The sequence below is a fragment of the Deinococcus planocerae genome, from assembly GCF_002869765.1.
Lineage (GTDB): Bacteria > Deinococcota > Deinococci > Deinococcales > Deinococcaceae > Deinococcus > Deinococcus planocerae.
This window is the reverse complement of record NZ_PNOR01000044.1, coordinates 1-17,360: the sequence shown is the minus strand read 5'-3', so window position 1 is coordinate 17,360 and position 17,360 is coordinate 1. Positions and strand designations below refer to the sequence as shown.

Here is a 17,360-nt window from a genome sequence, read left to right as displayed (position 1 = left end):
GGTGAGTGGGAAGTGGTGAGTGGGAACAACACTGCCCCCCACCCACAGACCACTGACCACTGACCACTGACGCTCTTTCATCCCCTCACCGCCCCTTCCGCCTGTAACGCCTCGTCCACCCGCGTAAGAATCGCCTGCTCGTCCTCAGTCTTGCCCACGAAGTCGTACCCGCTCGCGTCCACCGTCAGGAGGCGGCCCGGGTAGGTGCGGAAGTATTCGTCGTAGCGGTTGCTGAGCTCAGCGAGGTAGGCGGCCTGCATGGTGCGCTCGAAGGGACGGCCCCGCTTCTCGATGCGCGAGAGAAGGAGGCCCGGCTCGGCCCGCAGGTACACCACGAGGTCGGGGGTGGGCAGCCGAGGAGAGAGGTGAGCGTACAGGTCTTCATAGAGGGCGAATTCGGCATCACGCAGGTTCATCGCCGCGAAGATGAAGTCCTTGTCGAAGAGGTAGTCGCTGACGACGTGGCCGCTCCACAGCCCCGGCTGGGCGAGGGCCGAGAGCTGCTTGAAGCGCGAGAGCAGGAAAAAGACCTGCACCTGGAAGGCGTAGACCTCCGGCGACTCGTAGAAGCGGGCCAGGAAGGGGTTTTCCTCCACGACCTCCAGGTTGAGTTCCGCGCCGTAGCGCGCCGCGAGCCTGCCCGCGAGGCTGGTCTTTCCTACCCCGATGGGGCCTTCCACGACGACGTACATAGCGGGGGAGATGATAGGGCCTGGAGCCCTCAGCCGTCAGCAGGAAGAGCCCAGGCCCGGGCCTGGGCTCCCTCTCGCTGACCGCTCTACTGTAAGGTCCGCTTCTGGAGCGGCACCCGCACGTCCACGCTCTTGCGGTTGCGCCACACCCGCAGGTTCACGGTCTGGCCGGGCCGCTTGGCCGCGACGAGGCGGATCACGTCGAAGCTGCCGCGCACCCGCTGCCCGTCCACCGCGACGATGATGTCCCCCAGCGGCGCGAGAAGCTGGCCGCGGCTGTTGCGCAGGGAGCCGCGCAGCCCCGCCCGTGCCCCGGCAGTTCCGGCGGGCACCTCGTCCACCAGCGCCCCCTCGCTGCTGCTCAGCCCGGCGAGCTGGCGCAGGGCCGGCTCCAGGCTGTCGAGGTCGGCCAGGGTCACGCCCAGGGTGCCGCGCTGGGGCACGCCGACCTGCTCGAGGTCTTCGAGGCTCTGGCGCACGAGGTCGCCGGGAATCGCGATGCCGATCACACCGGGCACGAAGTTGTTCGGCGCGGCGTTCGCGTCGGCCACGCCCACCACCGCCCCGCGCGAGTCGAGCACCGGGCCGCCGCTGTTGCCGCCCTGGATATTGGTGGTCGTCACGAGGTACTGCCCGATCTCCCCGCCGAGCTGGTCGTTGCGGGGCACGTCGCGCGCACTCGCCGCCACGCTGAACACGCCCGTCGCCACGAAATTCGGAATCCGCAGCGGCGTGCCGATGGTGATGAGCTTCTGCCCCGGCAGCAGGCCCGCGCTGCGCCCGAAGCTCAGCGTCCGGGGGGCCGTCACCCCCGTCACCCGCAGGATGGCGATGTCGATGCCGGGGTCCACGCCCTCGACCCTGGCCGTCACCCGCCGCCCGTTGGAGAGGGTCACGCTCACCGACTCCTGGTACTGGATGACGTGGTAGTTCGTGACGATCAGGTCGCGCTTGTAGAAAAAACCCGTGCCCGTCTCCACCGGGTCGTCGCCCGCCTGAAGCACGTCCTTGCGCAGCCGGGCGTCCACCCGCACGACCGCCGGGAGGGCCGCCTGCGCCACCTCCACCGTGTTGATCTCGTCGGCGGTGACCAGGGTGCGCTGGGCCTGCACCCGGCCCGTGACGTAGGCGCCCGTCGCCGCGGCAAAAAGCAGCAGCGCGAGTCCGGCGGCACGGGCCAGGGGCTTCACTCGCCGCCGCCCCCCTTGCCCCCGCCGTCCGTGCCGGTGGCCTTACTCGTTCCCGTCTCGGCGGATTTGGGCCGCGAGTCGGTCACGTAAAACCCGCTCCCCCGAAACACCAGGCCCGGCTGCGAGGGCACCCGCTTGATGGGGGCGCCCGTCTCGGGGTGGGTGCTGAGCGCCTCGTCGTGAATGCTCTGCTTGATCTCGAACGTTTCGCCGGTCTCGATGTTCTTGTAGACGTAGGTGGGCATGGCCTCGGTTCTCCAGCGGTCAATCTAGCAAGGCGGACATGAGGGCACGGGGAGGCAAGTCCCGCCAGACCGAACGTGAAGACCCCCACCCGTCTGGGGGTGAGGGCCTCGTTGATCTGAGACGGGATTACGCGCCGACGAGGGGCCGCTCCAGCCCGAACACCCGGTCGTCCACCGCCAGCGACTCGTTCCCGGCCTTGATCGTGGCGGCGAGCGCCTTGGTCTCGGGGAAGAGCTTGGCGAAGTAGAAACGGGCGGTCTGGAGCTTGCCGAGGTAGAAGCCGTCGCGGTCCTGCCCGGCCTGCACCTTCTGCGCGGCGATCTTCGCCATCCGCGCCCACAGGTAGCCGTAGACGACGTGCCCGAAGAAGCGCAGGTAATCGACGGCGACCGCGTTCACCTCGTCGGCACCCTCGGGGCCCGCCAGCGCCTTCTGACCCACGACCATCGTCAGGCTGCCGAGTTGGTTGGCCGCCTTGCCGAGCGCGTCGAGGTAGGGGGCCAGCTCCTCGTCGCCCTCGTTCTCCTCGACGAACTGTTGCAGCGTCCCGGCAAGCTTCTGGAGCTTCTTGCCGCCGTCCATCAGCACCTTGCGGCCCAACAGGTCGAGCGCCTGGACGCCGTTCGTGCCCTCGTAGATCTGGGAGATGCGCGCGTCGCGCACGAACTGCTCCATGCCCCACTCGCGGATGTAGCCGTGCCCGCCGTACACCTGCTGGCTCAGCACCGCGACGTTGAAGCCGTTGTCGGTCATGAACGCCTTGGCGATGGGCGTCAGCAGCGCCACGAGGTCGGCGGCCTCCTTGCGCTTCGCCTCGTCGGGGTGGTGGTGCTCGATGTCGATGCTCAGCGCCAGCCACATCGCCATCGCGCGGCCCGCCTCGGTGTACGCCTTGCCCGTCAGCAGCATCCGGCGCACGTCGGGGTGCACGATGATGGGGTCGGCCTCCTGCGCCGGGTCCACGCGCGGCTCGTGGCGCATCTGAATCCGGTCCTTGGCGTAGACGAGGGCGTTCTGGTACGCCACCTCGCCGAGCGCGAGGCCCTGGAGCCCGGTGCCGAGGCGGGCGGCGTTCATCATGATGAACATGTTGTTCATGCCCTTGTTGACTTCGCCGACGAGGAAGCCCCTCGCCCCGTCGAAGTTCAGCACGGCGGTCGCGTTGCCGTGAATGCCCATCTTGTGCTCGATGGAGCCGCAGACCACGCCGTTGCGCTCGCCCACGCTCCCGTCCGCGTTCGGCAGGAACTTGGGCACCAGGAAGAGGCTGATCCCCTTCGTGCCCGCCGGGCTGCCCTCCAGCCGCGCCAGGACGAGGTGGACGATGTTCTCCGCCAGGTCGTGCTCACCCGCGCTGATGAAGATCTTGGTGCCGGTGATCGCGTAGGAGCCGTCGCCGTTGCCTTGCGCCTTGGTGCGGATGATCCCCAGGTCGGTGCCCGCGTGCGGCTCGGTGAGGCACATCGTGCCCGTCCACTCGCCGCTCACGAGCCTAGGGAGGTAGGTGTCTTTGAGTTCCTGGCTGCCGACCGCGTGCAGGGCCGAGTACGCCCCGTGCGAGAGGCCGGGGTACATCGACCACGCGACGTTCGCCGAGTTCAGCAGCTCGACGAGGACGTTGCTGACAAGGTGCGGCATCCCCTGTCCGCCGTACTCGGGGTCGGCGTCGAGGGCGGTCCACCCCGCCTGGCGGTACTTGTCGTAGGCGGCCTTGAAGCCCGTCGGGGTGGTCACGACCCCGCCCGGGTGCCAGGTGCAGCCCTCCTCGTCGCCGACCCGGTTCAGGGGCACGAGTTCGGTCTCGACGAAGCGGGCGGCCTCCTCGAGAACCTGGTTCATCAGCTCGGCGTCGGCGGTCTCGTTCTGCGCGTAAAAGGGCAGGGCGCCGAGGGCCTGGGGGGCCTGAAGCAACTCGTGCATCAGAAACTTGATGTCGCGCAGGGGGGCCTTGTACTGGGGCATAGGGTCTCTCCTCCTTGGGGGCTCGCCGCTCTTGGGGCGGGGCGCGCCCGGTGCTGTTGATTGTACCCAGTCTAAAACTTCGCGGGGCGAAAGTCACGGGGCGGCCCGCGGGGGGCTCCGGAGCCGCACGGAGGCGCAAGGAGAGCGGGTCACTATACACCGCCTTTTCAGGTGAATTTGCGGGGTTGTCCGTGTAGAACGGACTGACAGGGGGGCGCGCCGGGTCTGGCTGCCGGTTCGTCCGCGCCTCCGGCAGAGTTTCGGGTATCCTGACCCTGATCATGAATTATCCAAGCCTGGTCTGGCACCTCAAGCGCACGGAGCTGTTCGCGGACCTTGAGCTGACGGAATTGGAGCGCGTGGCCGCCACGACGCCCTACCGCTCGTACCAGCCGGGCGAGGTCATCTACCGCATGGACGACCCGGCAGACGCCCTGTATTTCGTCCGCAGCGGCCTCGTGAAGATCAGCAAGCTCTTTCCCAACGGCAAGGAGGCCATCCTGGGCGTGATCGGCCAGCACGACACCTTCGGGGAGCTGCTGCTGCAACCCGAGGAGAGGCGTCCCACCCAGGCCGAGGCCCTGGAGCGCACCACCCTGATCGTGCTCCCGCGCACCGAGCTGCAAAAGCTCCTGAACACCAAGCCCGACCTCGCCATGAAGCTCATCCGCCTGATGGCCGCCCGGCTTTTCGAGGCGCAGTCGTGGACCGCCGCCGTGAGTGCCTACAGCGCTCCCGAGCGCGTCGCCAGCCTGCTCTACCGCCTCGCCCGCGAGTTCGGGCGGCCCCACAACCAGGGGGTCGAACTCGCGTTGAAGCTCAACCAGGAAGACATCGCCCGCATGGTCGGCGCCACCCGCGAGACGGTCAGCCACTCCCTCGGCAAACTCAAGCAGGAGGGGGCCATCGTCCGCGCCCGCGCGCCCATGATCGTCCGGCTGGAGGGCCTGAAGCGCTACCTGGAAGAGTAGTCAGAGCGGGTCCGTCAAGGTCAGGTCACCCGTCACGGTGCCCGCCCCGGCAGAGAGTCGGCGGCGGGTCTTCTCCGCCCAGAGGTACCGGGACGCGAGCGTGCGGTGAGGCGACCACGCGCGCACGACCTCGTTCTGTTCCGTGCGGGTGAGGGCGCCGGGGTGCAGCCGCTCCAGCTCCTGCCGCAAGACCAGATCCCCGAAGCTGAACACGTCGGGCCGGGCGAGGCCGAACATCAGGAACATCTCGACGGTCCAGCGCCCGATGCCGGGCAGGGGCGTCAGCCGCTCGAGGACCGCCTCGTCGGGCAGCGCCTCCAGGTGCGCGAAGTCCACCCGACCGTCCAGCGCCGCCTCCGCGAGCGCGCGCACGGTGCGGACCTTGGCCCAGGAGAGACCCAGGGCGCGCAGGTCTTCCGGTGGGGCGGTCAGCAGGGTCCCCGGCGTCACCTCCCCGAGCCTCCCCACCAGCCGGGCGTAGATGCTCGCCGCCGCCTTGACCGAGAGCTGTTGCCCCGCCACGCTCCGCACGAGGGTGCCGAAGGGGTCGGGGGTGGGGGAGAGGACCGGCAGAGCGCCCACCCGCGCGATCAGGTCGGCGAGGGCGGGATCACCGCTCAGCCGCAGCACGGCCTCCGTGTGGTCGGTGAGGGGGAGGGCAGGGGCGGAGGAGGAGGTGGTCACGGGAAGGGCTATTCAAGCGCACCCCGGTGGTGGAAACGGTGGCGCCCGTCCCCTACGCTTTCGCAGCCTGTTCGCGCTTGCGGCGCAGGAACCACACCACGGCGGCGACGACGACGACGGCCAGGATGATCCTGGAGGCGGGGCCGACGTAGTGCTCCACCCGGTCGTAATTCTCGCCCAGCAGGTACCCGGCCCCGGCGAGCAGGGACGCCCACAGCCCCGAGCCGATGGCGCTGTAGATCAGGAACTTGGGCAGCGGCATCTCGCTCATGCCCGCCGGGAGGCTCAGCAGGCTGCGGATGCCGGGGACCATGCGCCCGAAGAGCACCGCCTTGGTGCCGTGGCGGTCGAACCAGTCGTCGGCCCGGCGGATGTCCGAGCCGCGCAGGGTGAGCCACCTGCCGTACTTGTCGGCCCACTCGACGAGCCTTTCCTCGCCGAACGCGCGCCCGATGTAATACAGCGGCAGGGTGCCCAGGACGCTGCCCAGGGTGCCCATCGCGATCACCATGAAGATGTTGAGGTCCCCGCGCGAGGCCGCGAAGCCCGCCGAGGGCATGATCAGCTCGCTGGGAATGGGCGGAAACACGTTTTCCAGGATCATCAGCAGCAGGATGCCCAGGTAGCCCATGCTGTCCATCAGGTTTTGTACCCATTCGGCCATTTGCCCAGCCTAGCCGCTGGGACGGTGAGGCGCCTCCACCAAAGGTGGGTCCCCGGGGCCCGGGGAGGGGCGCCGCCCTAGACTGCCCCCATGTCCCCCCTCCCGGCCCTGCGCGCCCTGATCTTCGACTTCGACGGCACCATCCTCGACACCGAGACGCGCGAGTTCTGGCACTGGCAGACGCTCTACCGCGAACACGGGCGCGAACTCGCCCTCGCGGACTGGCAGCGCGGCATCGGCACCTGGGACGCCTTCGACCCCTGGGCGGGATTGCCCGAGCACGTCCTGGCCGACCGCGAGCAGGTCCGGCTGGGGCTGCACGAGCGCATCGTCTCCGACATCGCCGAACAGGACCTGCGGCCCGGGGTGCGCGACGTGCTGGAGGGGATCGCCGGGGCGGGCCTGCGCCTCGCCCTCGCCACGAGCAGCGACCGGGCCTGGGTCACCCGCTGGCTGGAGCAACACCGCCTCCTGAGCCTGTTCGAGGTCCTCGCCACCCGTGACGACGTGCGCCGGGTCAAGCCCGACCCCGAGCTGTATTCGCTCGCCGCCTCCCGCCTGAGTCTGCGTCCCGGGGAATGCCTCGCCGTCGAGGACAGCCTCAACGGGGCCACCGCCGCCGTCGCCGCCGGATGCCGGGTGGTCGTCGTGCCCAACGACGTGACCCGCACCCAGCCCTTCCCGCCCGAGTGGCCCCGGCTGGACGGCGGATACGCGGGCGGGCTGGAGGAGCTGGTGCGGGTGGCGGGGGGGTAAGGCCTCAACGAGAACGCGCCCCGGAACCGTTGACCGGGGCGCGTACGGGGGGTGAAAACTCAGAGGGCGAGCAGCTTGCCCAGGTTGCCGTCGTCGGTCAGGCCGTTCGGGAAGAAGCCGCCCTTCGCTGCCTTGCCCGTCGTGTCGAGGAAGACGATGTTCGCCACCTGACGGGGGGTGCGGCTGAAGGCGATGGCGTTGGCGTCGGCGGGGACGATGTTCGCCATGCCGTTCATGGTGATGCCCTGGTCGCGGTCGTCGCTGCCGTCCACCGCGTCGCGCAGGTTGCTGATGGCCTGCACGACCTGCTCGACGGTCAGCCCGGCGGCGGCCTGCTGGGTCCGGCGCTGGGAGAGCAGGGTGCGGATGGCGCCCGAGTGGTACGCCTCGACCGCCAGGATGCCCGCCGCGTTCTCCAGGTTGCCGCCCGCCTTCTGGTCGTCGAGGAAGCGCGCCGCTCCCTTGTAGGCGGTGACGCCCACGTCCTCGAAGATGAACGCGCCGTGCAGGAAGAACAGCTCGTTGGCGTAGGGGTTGAAGTTCGTGATGGCCCCGTTCGAGGCGGCGTTCCCGGCGGCGGCGAAGGCCGGGCCGAGGTCGAGTTGCGGCTGCGCGACGGCGGCGCCGCCCAGCACCGAGCGGATGACCTTGACGTGGGCCAGCTCGTCCGAGGCGATCTCCTCGGCGTAGGCGCGGACCTCGGCGGACAGCCCGGGGATGGCCGACTTGCCGTCGAAGCCCTGGGGCAGGGTCACGCGGGCGCTGCTGCCCCCCGCGGCGTCCAGCTCACCCAGGCGGCCCACGGCGGCGAGGTAGAAGGCGGCCTCCAGGTACTCCAAGTTGAGGGCGAAGTTGAAGATGGCCGCGTCGAGGCCGTTGTCCTGGCTCGGCGTCGTGGCGATGACGCTCGTGCAGCCCGACAACACGGCGCCCGCGCCCATCAGACCGGCCATGCCGAGGAATTTGCGGCGGGTGCTCGTGCCCTGCGTGTCGCTGCTCATAGGTGGAACCTCCAGAAGGAAAGGGGACGAACGGAGACAGACGGCGAAGACCCGGGGCCGTCTGGAGACGAACCCGTCACGCGTGGGGCAGAGGTTCTGCTCGCTGGCGTCGCTTCACCCTGCCTCTATGCCGCTCCCCCGGCTTTGGATGACTCCACTCCCCGGAACCCGGAGACGATGAAGGCCGCATGAACATCAGGGGTCGCCGAGAACTCGCCCGGCGGCGCACTCGAATCTGGTGTGGGGAGCCCCCGGTGCCTAGCCGTGAGACGCCCGCTCACCGAGCGCCCACTCCAAGAAGGCCCACACATCGGCGGCCTCCTCGATCACGAGGGCGGTGGGTTTACCCGCCCCGTGCCCGGCGCGCGTCTGGATGCGGATGAGGACGGGCGCCTCGCCTCCCTGCGCGTGTTGCAGGGCCGCCGCGAACTTGAAGGAGTGGGCCGGGACCACCCGGTCGTCGTGGTCGCCGGTCGTGATCAGGGTGGGGGGGTAGGCCGTGCCCTCGCGGAGGGTGTGCAGCGGCGAGTAGGACCACAGGAGGTCGAACATGGCCGGGTCGTCCGCCCGCCCGTAGTCGGTCGCCCACGCCCAGCCGATGGTGAAGAGGTGATACCGGAGCATGTCGAGCACGCCGACCTGGGGCACGACGGCCCCGAACAGCTCCGGGCGCCGCGTCATGCACGCGCCCACCAGCAGGCCGCCGTTGCTCCCGCCTTGGATGCCGAGGTGGGCGGGGGACGTGACGCCCGTTTCGATCAGGTGCTCCGCACACGCGATGAAGTCGTCGAACACGTTCTCCTTGCGCTCGCGGGTGCCCGCCTGGTGCCAGGCCTCGCCGTATTCGCCGCCGCCGCGCAGGTTGGCCTGCACGTACACCCCGCCGCGCTCCAGCCACGCGAGCCGCGAGGGGCTGAAGCCCGGCGTCAGGCTGATCCCGAAGCCGCCGTAGCCGTAGAGCAGGGTGGGATTCGCCCCGTCACGCTCCAGTCCCCGGCGGTGGACGAGGAACATCGGGACACGGGTGCCGTCGGGGCTTTGGGTGAACTCCTGGCGCACCTCGAAGGCGTCCGCCTCGAAGGCCACGGCGGGCTCGGCGAGCGGCTCGGGCGTCCCGTCCGGCAGGCTCAGCCGGTACGGGGTGAGGGGGAACAGGAAGGAGGTGAAGCCGAAATAGACCTCGGGGTCTTCGGGCCGCGTGTTGAGTTCGGTGACCGAGCCCAGCGTCGGTAACCCGACCTCGCGCCGCACCTCCCCCGAACGCGCGTGCAGGGTAAGGCGGTGGCTCGCGTCCCGCAGGGTGAGGGCCAGCAGCCCGTCCGGCACGACGGCGACGTGTTCCAGAGCGTCCCGCCCCTCGGGGATCACGTCGCGGCGCTCGCCCGTCTCCACGTTCCAGGCGATCAGCTTGCCGAGCGGCGCCCCCTCGTCCGTCCGCACGAAGAGGGTGGGGCCGTCGTTGCCGACCACCGTGAAGCCCGCCCGGAAGTCGCCCACGAGTTCGGTGAAGGGGCCCTGGGCGCCCACCTCCCGCACCCAGAGCAGGTTGTGCGGGCTGCTTCCCAGCCAGACGTGGATGATCAGGTAGCGCCCGTCGTGCGTCACGTCCGCCCCGAAGCCCCAGTCGGGCTCGTCGGGCCGCGCGAGGATCACCTCGTCCGCCTCCTGCCCCGTGCCGAGGCGGTGGAGCAGCAGGCGCTGGCCCCGGTTCGTGCCGGTCAGGGCGTCTCCCTGGGCCGGGGGATCGTAGGCCCCGTAGTAGAAGCCCGAGCCGTCCGGGAGCCACGCCGCGCCGCTGAACTTGCTCCACTCGATCTGGTCGGGGGCGTCCTCCCCGGTTCCCACGTCCCGCACCCGCCACGTCAGCCAGTCGCTGCCCCCGCTTTGGGTGCCGTAGGCGAGCCGGGCGCCGTCCTCGCTGACCGAGGCCCCCATCAGGGCGACGGTGCCGTCCGCGCTCAGCGTGTTGGGGTCGAGCAGCTCGCGCCAGGGGCCCATCGGCGCGTCCGCCACCTGGAGAAGCGGCTGGTTGAGCAGCCCCGGGTTGGAGGTGCGGAAGTAGCGGTCGCCGCGCCGCCACGGCACCCCGTCTTTCGGGAAGTCCCACAGCGCCGTCAGCCGCTCGCGGTACGCCTCCCGCGCGGGCAGGCCCGCCAGGAACGCCCCCGTCACCTCGTTCTGCGCCGCCACCCACGCCCGCGTCGGCGGCGAGTCGGGGTCTTCGAGCCAGCGGTAGGGATCGGCGACCGGGCGCTCCCGCCCCCCCGCGTCCCGGTACACGTCCACCTGCTCCATGCGCGGCGACTCCGGATACTGAAGGGTCATGCCCGCCATCCTGCCACGGGAACGCCGGAGGAGAGGCCGTGTCTGCTGACCGCTAAAAGCTGACCGCTCCTACACGTCCGGATACACCTTCAGCTCGGTCACATGCGCCCGGTCGGGCCGGGTCAGGGCGTGCGCGACGCTCTTGGCGAGGCCGCGCGGGTCGATCATGGCGTCCCAGCTCAGGCCCGCCTCGCGGTTTCTGGGGGTGTCGACCGCGCCCATCGGGTACAGCACGCAGCCGCGCACGCCCCGGGCCTTGAGTTCGTCGTGCAGGCTGAGGATGTAGGCGGCGACGGCGGCCTTGCTCGCGGTGTAGAGGGCCGACTTGGGGCCGCTGAGCCGCGCCGCCGAGCCCGAGCTGAAGCCGATGATCATGCCGTCTTTCTGCCGCAGCATATGGGGTAGCGCGCCCTGCACCGCGTGGAAGAGGGTGGACATGTTCGTGTCGAACATCAGCCGCAGATCCTCCTCGGTGGCCTTCTGAACGTCCTGCGGGGCGTAGGCGCCCACCGTGTGCACGAGGGCGTCCACCTTGACCTTGCGCAGGGCGTCCACGCTGGCGGGATCGGTGAGGTCGAGGTCGAGCACCTCGGTCGCGGGAAAGCGGTCGGCGGCCTTGGCGAGGCTCTCGCCGCGCCCGACGAGGACGAGTTGCGCGCCCGCGTCCTCCAGTTCCTGGGCGACGGCGGTCGCCAGCGCGCCGCCCGCGCCCGTCAGCATGATCGTAGAGGAGCCGAGGTTCGCCATACCTCCAGCCTACCGGGCGGGGCCGTTCAGAAGACGTTAAGGCAGAGGAAGGGGCGAGGGTCGCGGGCGTGGACTCAGCCCCCCGCCCCGTACGCCGCCGCCCGCACGTCCACCCACTCCCCCGACCCGAGCACGAACGGCTGGCGCTGGAGGTCGGTGGTGACCTGCGGACCGTGCGGCGCGAGGTACACGTCGACCTCGGTGCGGATGCCGAAGCCCCGCTCGCGCGGGTAGGTGCCCGGCTCCACCGTCACGGCGAGGCCGGGGGTGAGGCGGCGGGTGTCGCGCGTCTCGTAATCGTCGAGGTTTGCCCCCGAGCCGTGAAGCTGCACCCCGAGGTCGTGCCCGGTGCGGTGGAGGAAGTAAGGCGCCCACGTCTCGCCCATCGCGTCCCGCGCCGCGCGGTCCACCTCCCAGCCCTGGAGGTTGCCGTGCCGCTCGTGGAGGAGGGTGAGGGCCGCGTCCCGCGCACCACGCACCGCCTCCCATGCCTCCCGGTACTCGGCGCCCGGCTCGCCCGCGAAGCCCACCCAGGTCACGTCCGCAAAAGGGCGGCCCGGCTCCTGCGCCCAGAGGTCGATCAGCACGCACTCGCCGGGACGCAGGATGGCGTTCCGCTCCCCACCCGGTTCGTAGTGGGGGTCGGCGGCGTTCGCCCCGAAGCTGACGTTGACGGGGTGGCCGCTCTCCAGCCCTTCCTCCGCGATGGCCCGCTCGATCACGGCCTGTACCTTCAATTCCGTGACCGCCTCGCCCGAGCGCAGCCGCTCGTGGATCAGGCGGAAGGCGTCGTCCTTGGCCCGCATCAGGAGGGCCGCCGCCCGCCCGTGCGCCACGAAGTCCCCCGGCGACCACACCAGGAAGGCCTGGAGGAGGTCGGCGCTGCTCTCCACCCGCGCGCCCGCCGCCCGCACCCGCTCGACCGTCCCGGCGTCCACCCGGCTGACGTAGGGCACGGCCCCGTGCGGGCTGTACTCCATCGCCACCGTCTTTCCGGCCACGACCTCGGAGAGCCGCGCGTCGAGCTCCGCGTGCGACCCGAAGGCGCGGCGCTCCACGTCCCAGCCCCGGGAGAGGGCCGCCCACGTCCCCCCCTCGATGTGGTTGTGGAGCAGCACCGCCTGACCCTCGCGCGGCACCCAGACGAAGAAGCGGCGGGTGAGGTGCGCGCCCGGCGGGAGGTCGAGCACCCGCCGCGCGTGCGGGTTGAGGCCCTGGAAGTCGTACAGCAGCCAGCCGTCGAGGGGGGTGCCTTGCAGGGCCTGCCGCATGGCCTCGGTGGGGGAGAGGGTCATGTGGGCAGGATAAGGGGCGAGAGGCCGGGGCCGGTCGGCTGGACTCCCCGCGCGCCTGCTACGGTGGCCCCCATGTCCAGCCTGCCGGACCCCCAGCGCCTGCACCGTGAGCGGCTGGAGCTGCTGCGCCACCTCGACCGCCTCACCGACGCGCCCATGACCGTCCTGGGCTTCGTGTGGCTCGCCCTCCTCGTCGTGGACCTCACGGGGGGGCTGGGGCCGGGGCTGCAACGGCTGAGCAACGTCATCTGGGTGCTGTTCATCCTCGATTTCCTGCTCTCGTTCACGGTGGCGCCCGACAAGTGGGCCTACCTGCGCTCGAACTGGCTCACGCTGGTGTCCCTCTTCCTGCCTGCCCTGCGGGTGCTGCGCGTCTTCCCGGCGCTGCGGGCCGTGCGGGTGCTGCGGGCCACCCGCTCGCTGAATCTGGTGCGGCTCCTCACGTCGCTCAACCGGGGCTTTCGCGCCGCCGGGCGGGCCGTACGGCGGCGGGGGGTGGGGTACGTGGCGCTGCTGACCCTGCTCGTCGCGCTCGCGGGGGCGGCGGGGATGCTCGCCTTCGAGGACGTGCCCGCCGCCCGCGAGAGCGGCCTGACCGGCTACGCCTCCTGGCTGTGGTGGACGGCGATGACCCTCGTCACGATGGGTGCGGACTACTTTCCGAGGACGGCGGAGGGCCGCGTGCTCGGGTGGCTCCTCGCCCTGTACGGCTTCGCGGTCTTCGGCTACCTCACGGCGTCCGTCGCCAGCTTCTTCGTGGGCCGGGACCAGACCGCCGCCGACGGTGAGGACGACGAGGTGACGAACGCGGCGCTGCAACGAGAACTCTCGGCCCTGCGGCGGGAGATCGCGGACCTGCGGTCGGCCCTGGAACGCGGGGAGGACGGGGGGTAGGGCCGGGTCCCCTCACCTCCGTTCCCTCACCAGCCGCCGGGCCCGCGCGTCGCCGACGTTCCAGAGCCGGAGGTCGCGGGTGTCGCCGTACTCGCCTTGCAGTCGGCGCAGGACGGTGGCGCGGTCGTTGAGGCAGTCCCGGGAGGAGCCGCACACCCGGGTCAGGCGGTCCAGGTTCGCCACGATGACGGGCACCGCGTCCGCGCCGAGGTTCAGGAGGGTCCAGACCTCCACCCCCTGCGGCGTGCGGCGCAGGTCGTTCGTCACGCCCGCCGTGGCGCGGTGGACGTTCACCCGGGCGATCAGCGCCCCCGGATTCAGGGCGGTGGTCACGAGCAGCGTGCCGAGGCCCAGGAGCAGCGCCGGATACGCGAAGTGCCGCAGCCGCCCGCGCCACAGCGTCACGGCGAACCAACCCAGGGCGAGCACCACCCAGACCAGGAAGGCCGCCCCCAGGACCCGAATCTCGCTCAGGCCGTACGCGAGCGTGTACAGCCGCCAGCGGTTCGCCGCGCTCAAGAGCACGAGCGCGAGGGGCGCGAGCACGACGAGGTTGAGCAGGCGGTACGCGGCCCCCGCCCTCACCTCCTCCCGGGTGATGGCGTGCGCCCCGAGCAGCAGCCCCAGGGCCAGGAAGGCGACCGCCATCAGCTCCCCGAAGCCCCGCCGCACGTATTCCGAGAAGGTGAAGCCCTGCGGCAGGCCCGTGCCGCTCAGGAAGTAGGGAAGCTGGGTTCCCAGGAACACGACAAACAGCGCCCCGAGCGCCGCCAGCGGAAGGCCCACCTCGACCAGCCCCAGCCGGGGAAGGCCGGACGGCTCGCCCGCCGGGAACACGGTCGGGCGCAGGGCCAGCAGCGCCGGGTAGACCAGCCCGCCCGCGAAGGCCAGCCAGAAGATCAGGCGCAACCCCGTCTCCCATACGCCGCCCAGGTCCCAGTCGAACAACCGAGCGATCAAGGTGCCGAAGCCCGCGTCCGCCCCCGCGAGCAGCCCGCCGAACACCAGCAGCACGGGCACGGTCAGGAGCAGCCCCACGCCCCAGCGACCCGCCCCGCTCCCCCGGGCCGGTCGAACCCGCGCCCAGGGAAAGCGTTCGAGCAAGGCAGGTCCCCCGTACACGAAGCGCAGCCCACCCGTGAAGGCCGTGCCGACGAGCGTCCACACCCCCGCCCGGTTCGCCCCCGGATGCCGCAGGGACGCCGCCCCCAGCATCAGGCACAGCAGCAGGGCCACGCCGTTCAAGAGGGCGAAGGTGATCGGCACCCGCCACACCGCGAACGTCACCGCGAAGGCGAGGCCCAGCCCCAGCAGCGTCACGGCCTCGCGCGTGGGTGTCCGTCCCTTTCGCCGCAGCGCCCAGACAAGAACACCCACGAGGAGGGCGACCCAGACCACCACGTTTACCCCCGTCCCCAGAGCGTCCCCCGCCGTCAGGCCATGTGCGGCGACCGCCAGCCCGGCGGCCACGGCGAGCGGCAGGGCGGCCCGTTTGGGTCGGGGCAGGGCGGGGAAGAGGGGGGCTTCCGAGGGGGCCGAGGCGGCGGTGCGGCTTCCTTCCGGTTGGGTCATGGGGGAACCGTACACACCGGGCTCTCACATCTCGTCCCCCTTTCGTTGTCCGCCTTTAGGTGCGAGGTTCAGGCCGTCCCTCCAGTACGGTTGCCCTCCCCTCTGACCCCTACACTCGCCCTATGGCCTTCCCCGACATACAGAGCTTCATGCGCCTGCTGGAGGAGCGGGGCGAATTCGTGCGCGTCTCCGTGCCCGTGGACCGCGAGCTGGAGATCACCGAGATCGCCGACCGCCTCGTGAAGTCGGGCGGCCCGGCGGTGTTGTTCGAACACGTCAGGGGCAGCCCCTTCCCCCTCGTCATCGGCCTGATGGGCACCCGCGAGCGCACGGCGCTGGCCCTGGGGGTCAAGGACCTCGACGACCTCGCCGCCAAGGTCCGTCACCTGATCGACCTCAAGGGGAGCGGCGGCCTCGGCGGGCTGCTCGGCAACGTGGGCAAGCTCCGCGACGCGATGAACCTGCCGCCCCGCCGCGTGCGAACCGGCCCCGCCCAGGAGGTCGTGTGGCGAGGAGACGAGGTGGACCTCGGCAAGCTCCCCATCCTCAAGTGCTGGCCCCTCGACGGCGGCCCCTTCGTGACCCTGCCCCTGGTGATCACCCGCGACCCCGAGACGGGCGAGCGCAACATGGGCATGTACCGGATGCAGGTCATGGGCCCCAGGGTCACCGGGATGCACTGGCAGCGCCACAAGACGGGGACGAAGCATCTGGAAAAGGCGAAGCGGCTGGGCCAGCGGCTCGAGGTCGCCGTCGCCATCGGCGGGGACCCCGCCCTGATCTACGCGGCGACCGCGCCCCTTCCGCCCATCCCCGGCCTCGACGAGTTCGCCCTCGCGGGCTACCTGCGCGGCGAGCGGTATCCCGTCACCAAGGGCGTCACCGTCGATCTCGACGTGCCCGCCAACGCCGAGTTCGTCCTCGAAGGCTACGTGGACCCGCACGAGGACTGGGCCGTGGAGGGCCCTTTCGGCGATCACACCGGCTTCTACACCCTCCCCGACCTCTACCCGCGCTTCCACGTCACGGCGATCACGATGCGGCGCAACCCGGTCTATCCCGCCACCATCGTGGGCCGCCCGCCGATGGAGGACGCCTACCTGATCGAGGCTTCCGAACGTCTCTTCCTCCCCGCCGCGCAGCTCATCTTGCCGGAGATCGTGGACTATCACATGCCCCCCGCCGGAGTCGCCCACAACCTCGTCGTGGTGAGCGTCAAGAAGACGTACCCCGGCCAGGCGTACAAGGTCGCCAACGGCCTGTTCGGCCTCGGCCAGATGATGTTCGCCAAGGTCATCGTCGTGGTGAACGAGGGCGTGCCGGTGAACGACTTCGGGGCGGTGTGGCGCGAGGTGACGGCGCGGGCCGAGCCCGGACGGGACACCCTCGTCACACGCGGTCCCACCGACGTGCTCGACCACTCCAGCCGGGGGTGGGGCTACGGCGGCAAGCTCATCATCGACGCGACTCGCAAGCTCCCCGAGGAGGTGGGCAGCGCCGCGAGCAGCCGCGAGGATCAGGGCCAGGAGCGGGAGGAGGCAGGTTTCACCCCCCACGCGGCCACCGACCTCCCCGCCTTCGAGGGGGTACTCGCCCAGCGCCAGACCCCGGACGGCTACTGGTCCGTGGCCCTGCACAAGACCCGCCCCGGGCAGGCCCAGGCCCTCGCCGAGGCTTTCGCCGCCCACCCCGCCGCCCGCGGTGTCCGTCACCTCCTGATCTGCGACGAGCTGACCGACGTGGAGAACGTCCAGGACGTGTGGTGGACCATCCTCAACAACATCGACCCCGAACGCGACGTGCGGCAGGTGGGGAGCCTCCTCGCCTGGGACGGCGCCCGCAAGTTGCCCGAGGAAGGCTTCGTGCGCGAGTGGCCCCCCAAGATCGAGATGACGCCCGAGGTCATCCGCCGCGTGGACGCCCTGTGGCACCTGTACGGGTTGACCGAGACCGCTCGCTGACCGCCTCCCCTCACCCCTACGAGCGGCTTCGCGGGGGTGTTGACATCTCGGGGGAAAGGGCCTATAGTTCCCTTCGCCTGATCAAAAGGGCGAGGCGGAACCCCGAAAAAGGACCGCCGGGACGCATGACAAGCTGGTGCAAGTGACGATGACAGGGCCACCTGACAGGGTGGTACGAGCGGACATCCCCCCGGGTGTCTCCAGACTCGTGAGGAGCCTCCGGGCTCCACAAGCCAAGCGCAAGCTTGGATCAAGCATGTCAACAGTGCCCGTGAGGGCAGTGCTGAACGACTCAATGGAGAGTTTGATCCTGGCTCAGGGTGAACGCTGGCGGCGTGCTTAAGACATGCAAGTCGAACGCAGGGTCTTCGGGCTCTGAGTGGCGCACGGGTGAGTAACG

At 70.6% G+C, this 17,360-nt stretch carries 15 protein-coding genes and 1 rRNA gene; 5 read left to right on the top strand and 11 right to left on the bottom strand.

The genetic code is table 11. From position 1 onward, the window contains the following. Positions 1–77: 77 nt before the first annotated feature. The 4 genes from A7B18_RS18590 to A7B18_RS18575 all read right to left on the bottom strand — a co-directional run bounded on the left by A7B18_RS18590 (position 78) and on the right by A7B18_RS18575 (position 4,090). Complete coding sequence (locus tag A7B18_RS18590; protein WP_102128188.1) at positions 78–692, bottom strand: deoxynucleoside kinase; 615 nt, start codon at positions 690–692, stop codon at positions 78–80. A gap of 86 nt (positions 693–778) precedes the next feature. Beyond that, positions 779–1,882 (bottom strand): S1C family serine protease, encoded by a 1,104-nt coding sequence (locus A7B18_RS18585; protein WP_102128187.1) that lies wholly within the window; start codon positions 1,880–1,882, stop codon positions 779–781. Further along, the gene (locus tag A7B18_RS18580; protein WP_102128186.1) at positions 1,879–2,127 is read right to left on the bottom strand and encodes an FmdB family zinc ribbon protein; all 249 of its coding nucleotides are present in this window, start codon (positions 2,125–2,127) and stop codon (positions 1,879–1,881) included. Before A7B18_RS18580 ends, A7B18_RS18585 begins: the two co-directional genes overlap by 4 nt. Before the next feature lie 127 nt (positions 2,128–2,254). Further along, positions 2,255–4,090 (bottom strand): acyl-CoA dehydrogenase C-terminal domain-containing protein, encoded by a 1,836-nt coding sequence (locus A7B18_RS18575; RefSeq protein ID WP_102128185.1) that lies wholly within the window; start codon positions 4,088–4,090, stop codon positions 2,255–2,257. Positions 4,091–4,371: 281 nt separating this feature from the next. Between A7B18_RS18575 and A7B18_RS18570 the strand changes: the two genes are divergently transcribed. Then, complete coding sequence (locus A7B18_RS18570) at positions 4,372–5,061, top strand: Crp/Fnr family transcriptional regulator (RefSeq protein WP_102128184.1); 690 nt, start codon at positions 4,372–4,374, stop codon at positions 5,059–5,061. Here the strand turns inward: A7B18_RS18570 and A7B18_RS18565 are convergent, their stop codons facing one another. Both A7B18_RS18565 and A7B18_RS18560 read right to left on the bottom strand, forming a co-directional pair. Beyond that, a complete protein-coding gene (locus A7B18_RS18565) occupies positions 5,062–5,745 on the bottom strand; it encodes a DNA-3-methyladenine glycosylase family protein (RefSeq protein WP_102128183.1) in 684 nt (227 codons plus the stop codon). A 52-nt stretch (positions 5,746–5,797) separates the two neighbouring features. Then, positions 5,798–6,409 carry a DedA family protein gene (locus A7B18_RS18560; RefSeq protein WP_102128182.1) on the bottom strand — a complete coding sequence of 204 codons (612 nt, stop codon included), beginning with the start codon at positions 6,407–6,409 and terminating at the stop codon, positions 5,798–5,800. Positions 6,410–6,499: 90 nt separating this feature from the next. Between A7B18_RS18560 and A7B18_RS18555 the strand changes: the two genes are divergently transcribed. Further along, positions 6,500–7,165 (top strand): HAD family hydrolase, encoded by a 666-nt coding sequence (locus A7B18_RS18555; RefSeq protein ID WP_102128181.1) that lies wholly within the window; start codon positions 6,500–6,502, stop codon positions 7,163–7,165. A gap of 59 nt (positions 7,166–7,224) precedes the next feature. Here the strand turns inward: A7B18_RS18555 and A7B18_RS18550 are convergent, their stop codons facing one another. The 4 genes from A7B18_RS18550 to A7B18_RS18535 all read right to left on the bottom strand — a co-directional run bounded on the left by A7B18_RS18550 (position 7,225) and on the right by A7B18_RS18535 (position 12,533). After that, positions 7,225–8,166 carry a ferritin-like domain-containing protein gene (locus tag A7B18_RS18550; protein WP_102128180.1) on the bottom strand — a complete coding sequence of 314 codons (942 nt, stop codon included), beginning with the start codon at positions 8,164–8,166 and terminating at the stop codon, positions 7,225–7,227. 258 nt (positions 8,167–8,424) lie between these two features. After that, on the bottom strand, positions 8,425–10,491 hold the full coding sequence (locus A7B18_RS18545) for a prolyl oligopeptidase family serine peptidase (RefSeq protein WP_102128179.1): 2,067 nt from the start codon (positions 10,489–10,491) through the stop codon (positions 8,425–8,427). Between the two features lie 69 nt (positions 10,492–10,560). Continuing rightward, complete coding sequence (locus A7B18_RS18540) at positions 10,561–11,238, bottom strand: SDR family oxidoreductase (RefSeq protein ID WP_102128178.1); 678 nt, start codon at positions 11,236–11,238, stop codon at positions 10,561–10,563. A 74-nt stretch (positions 11,239–11,312) separates the two neighbouring features. Next, on the bottom strand, positions 11,313–12,533 hold the full coding sequence (locus tag A7B18_RS18535; protein WP_180970240.1) for a M24 family metallopeptidase: 1,221 nt from the start codon (positions 12,531–12,533) through the stop codon (positions 11,313–11,315). A gap of 72 nt (positions 12,534–12,605) precedes the next feature. Between A7B18_RS18535 and A7B18_RS18530 the strand changes: the two genes are divergently transcribed. Next, on the top strand, positions 12,606–13,427 hold the full coding sequence (locus A7B18_RS18530) for a potassium channel family protein (protein ID WP_102128177.1): 822 nt from the start codon (positions 12,606–12,608) through the stop codon (positions 13,425–13,427). 12 nt (positions 13,428–13,439) lie between these two features. Here A7B18_RS18530 and A7B18_RS18525 read toward each other — a convergent pair whose 3' ends face one another. Continuing rightward, positions 13,440–14,999, bottom strand: a complete 1,560-nt coding sequence (locus tag A7B18_RS18525) for a DUF4153 domain-containing protein (RefSeq protein WP_102128176.1) — start codon at positions 14,997–14,999, stop codon at positions 13,440–13,442. Between the two features lie 122 nt (positions 15,000–15,121). Between A7B18_RS18525 and A7B18_RS18520 the strand changes: the two genes are divergently transcribed. Both A7B18_RS18520 and A7B18_RS18515 read left to right on the top strand, forming a co-directional pair. After that, complete coding sequence (locus A7B18_RS18520) at positions 15,122–16,960, top strand: menaquinone biosynthesis decarboxylase (protein ID WP_102128175.1); 1,839 nt, start codon at positions 15,122–15,124, stop codon at positions 16,958–16,960. Positions 16,961–17,252: 292 nt separating this feature from the next. Then, positions 17,253–17,360 (top strand): 16S ribosomal RNA (locus A7B18_RS18515); the annotation flags it as partial.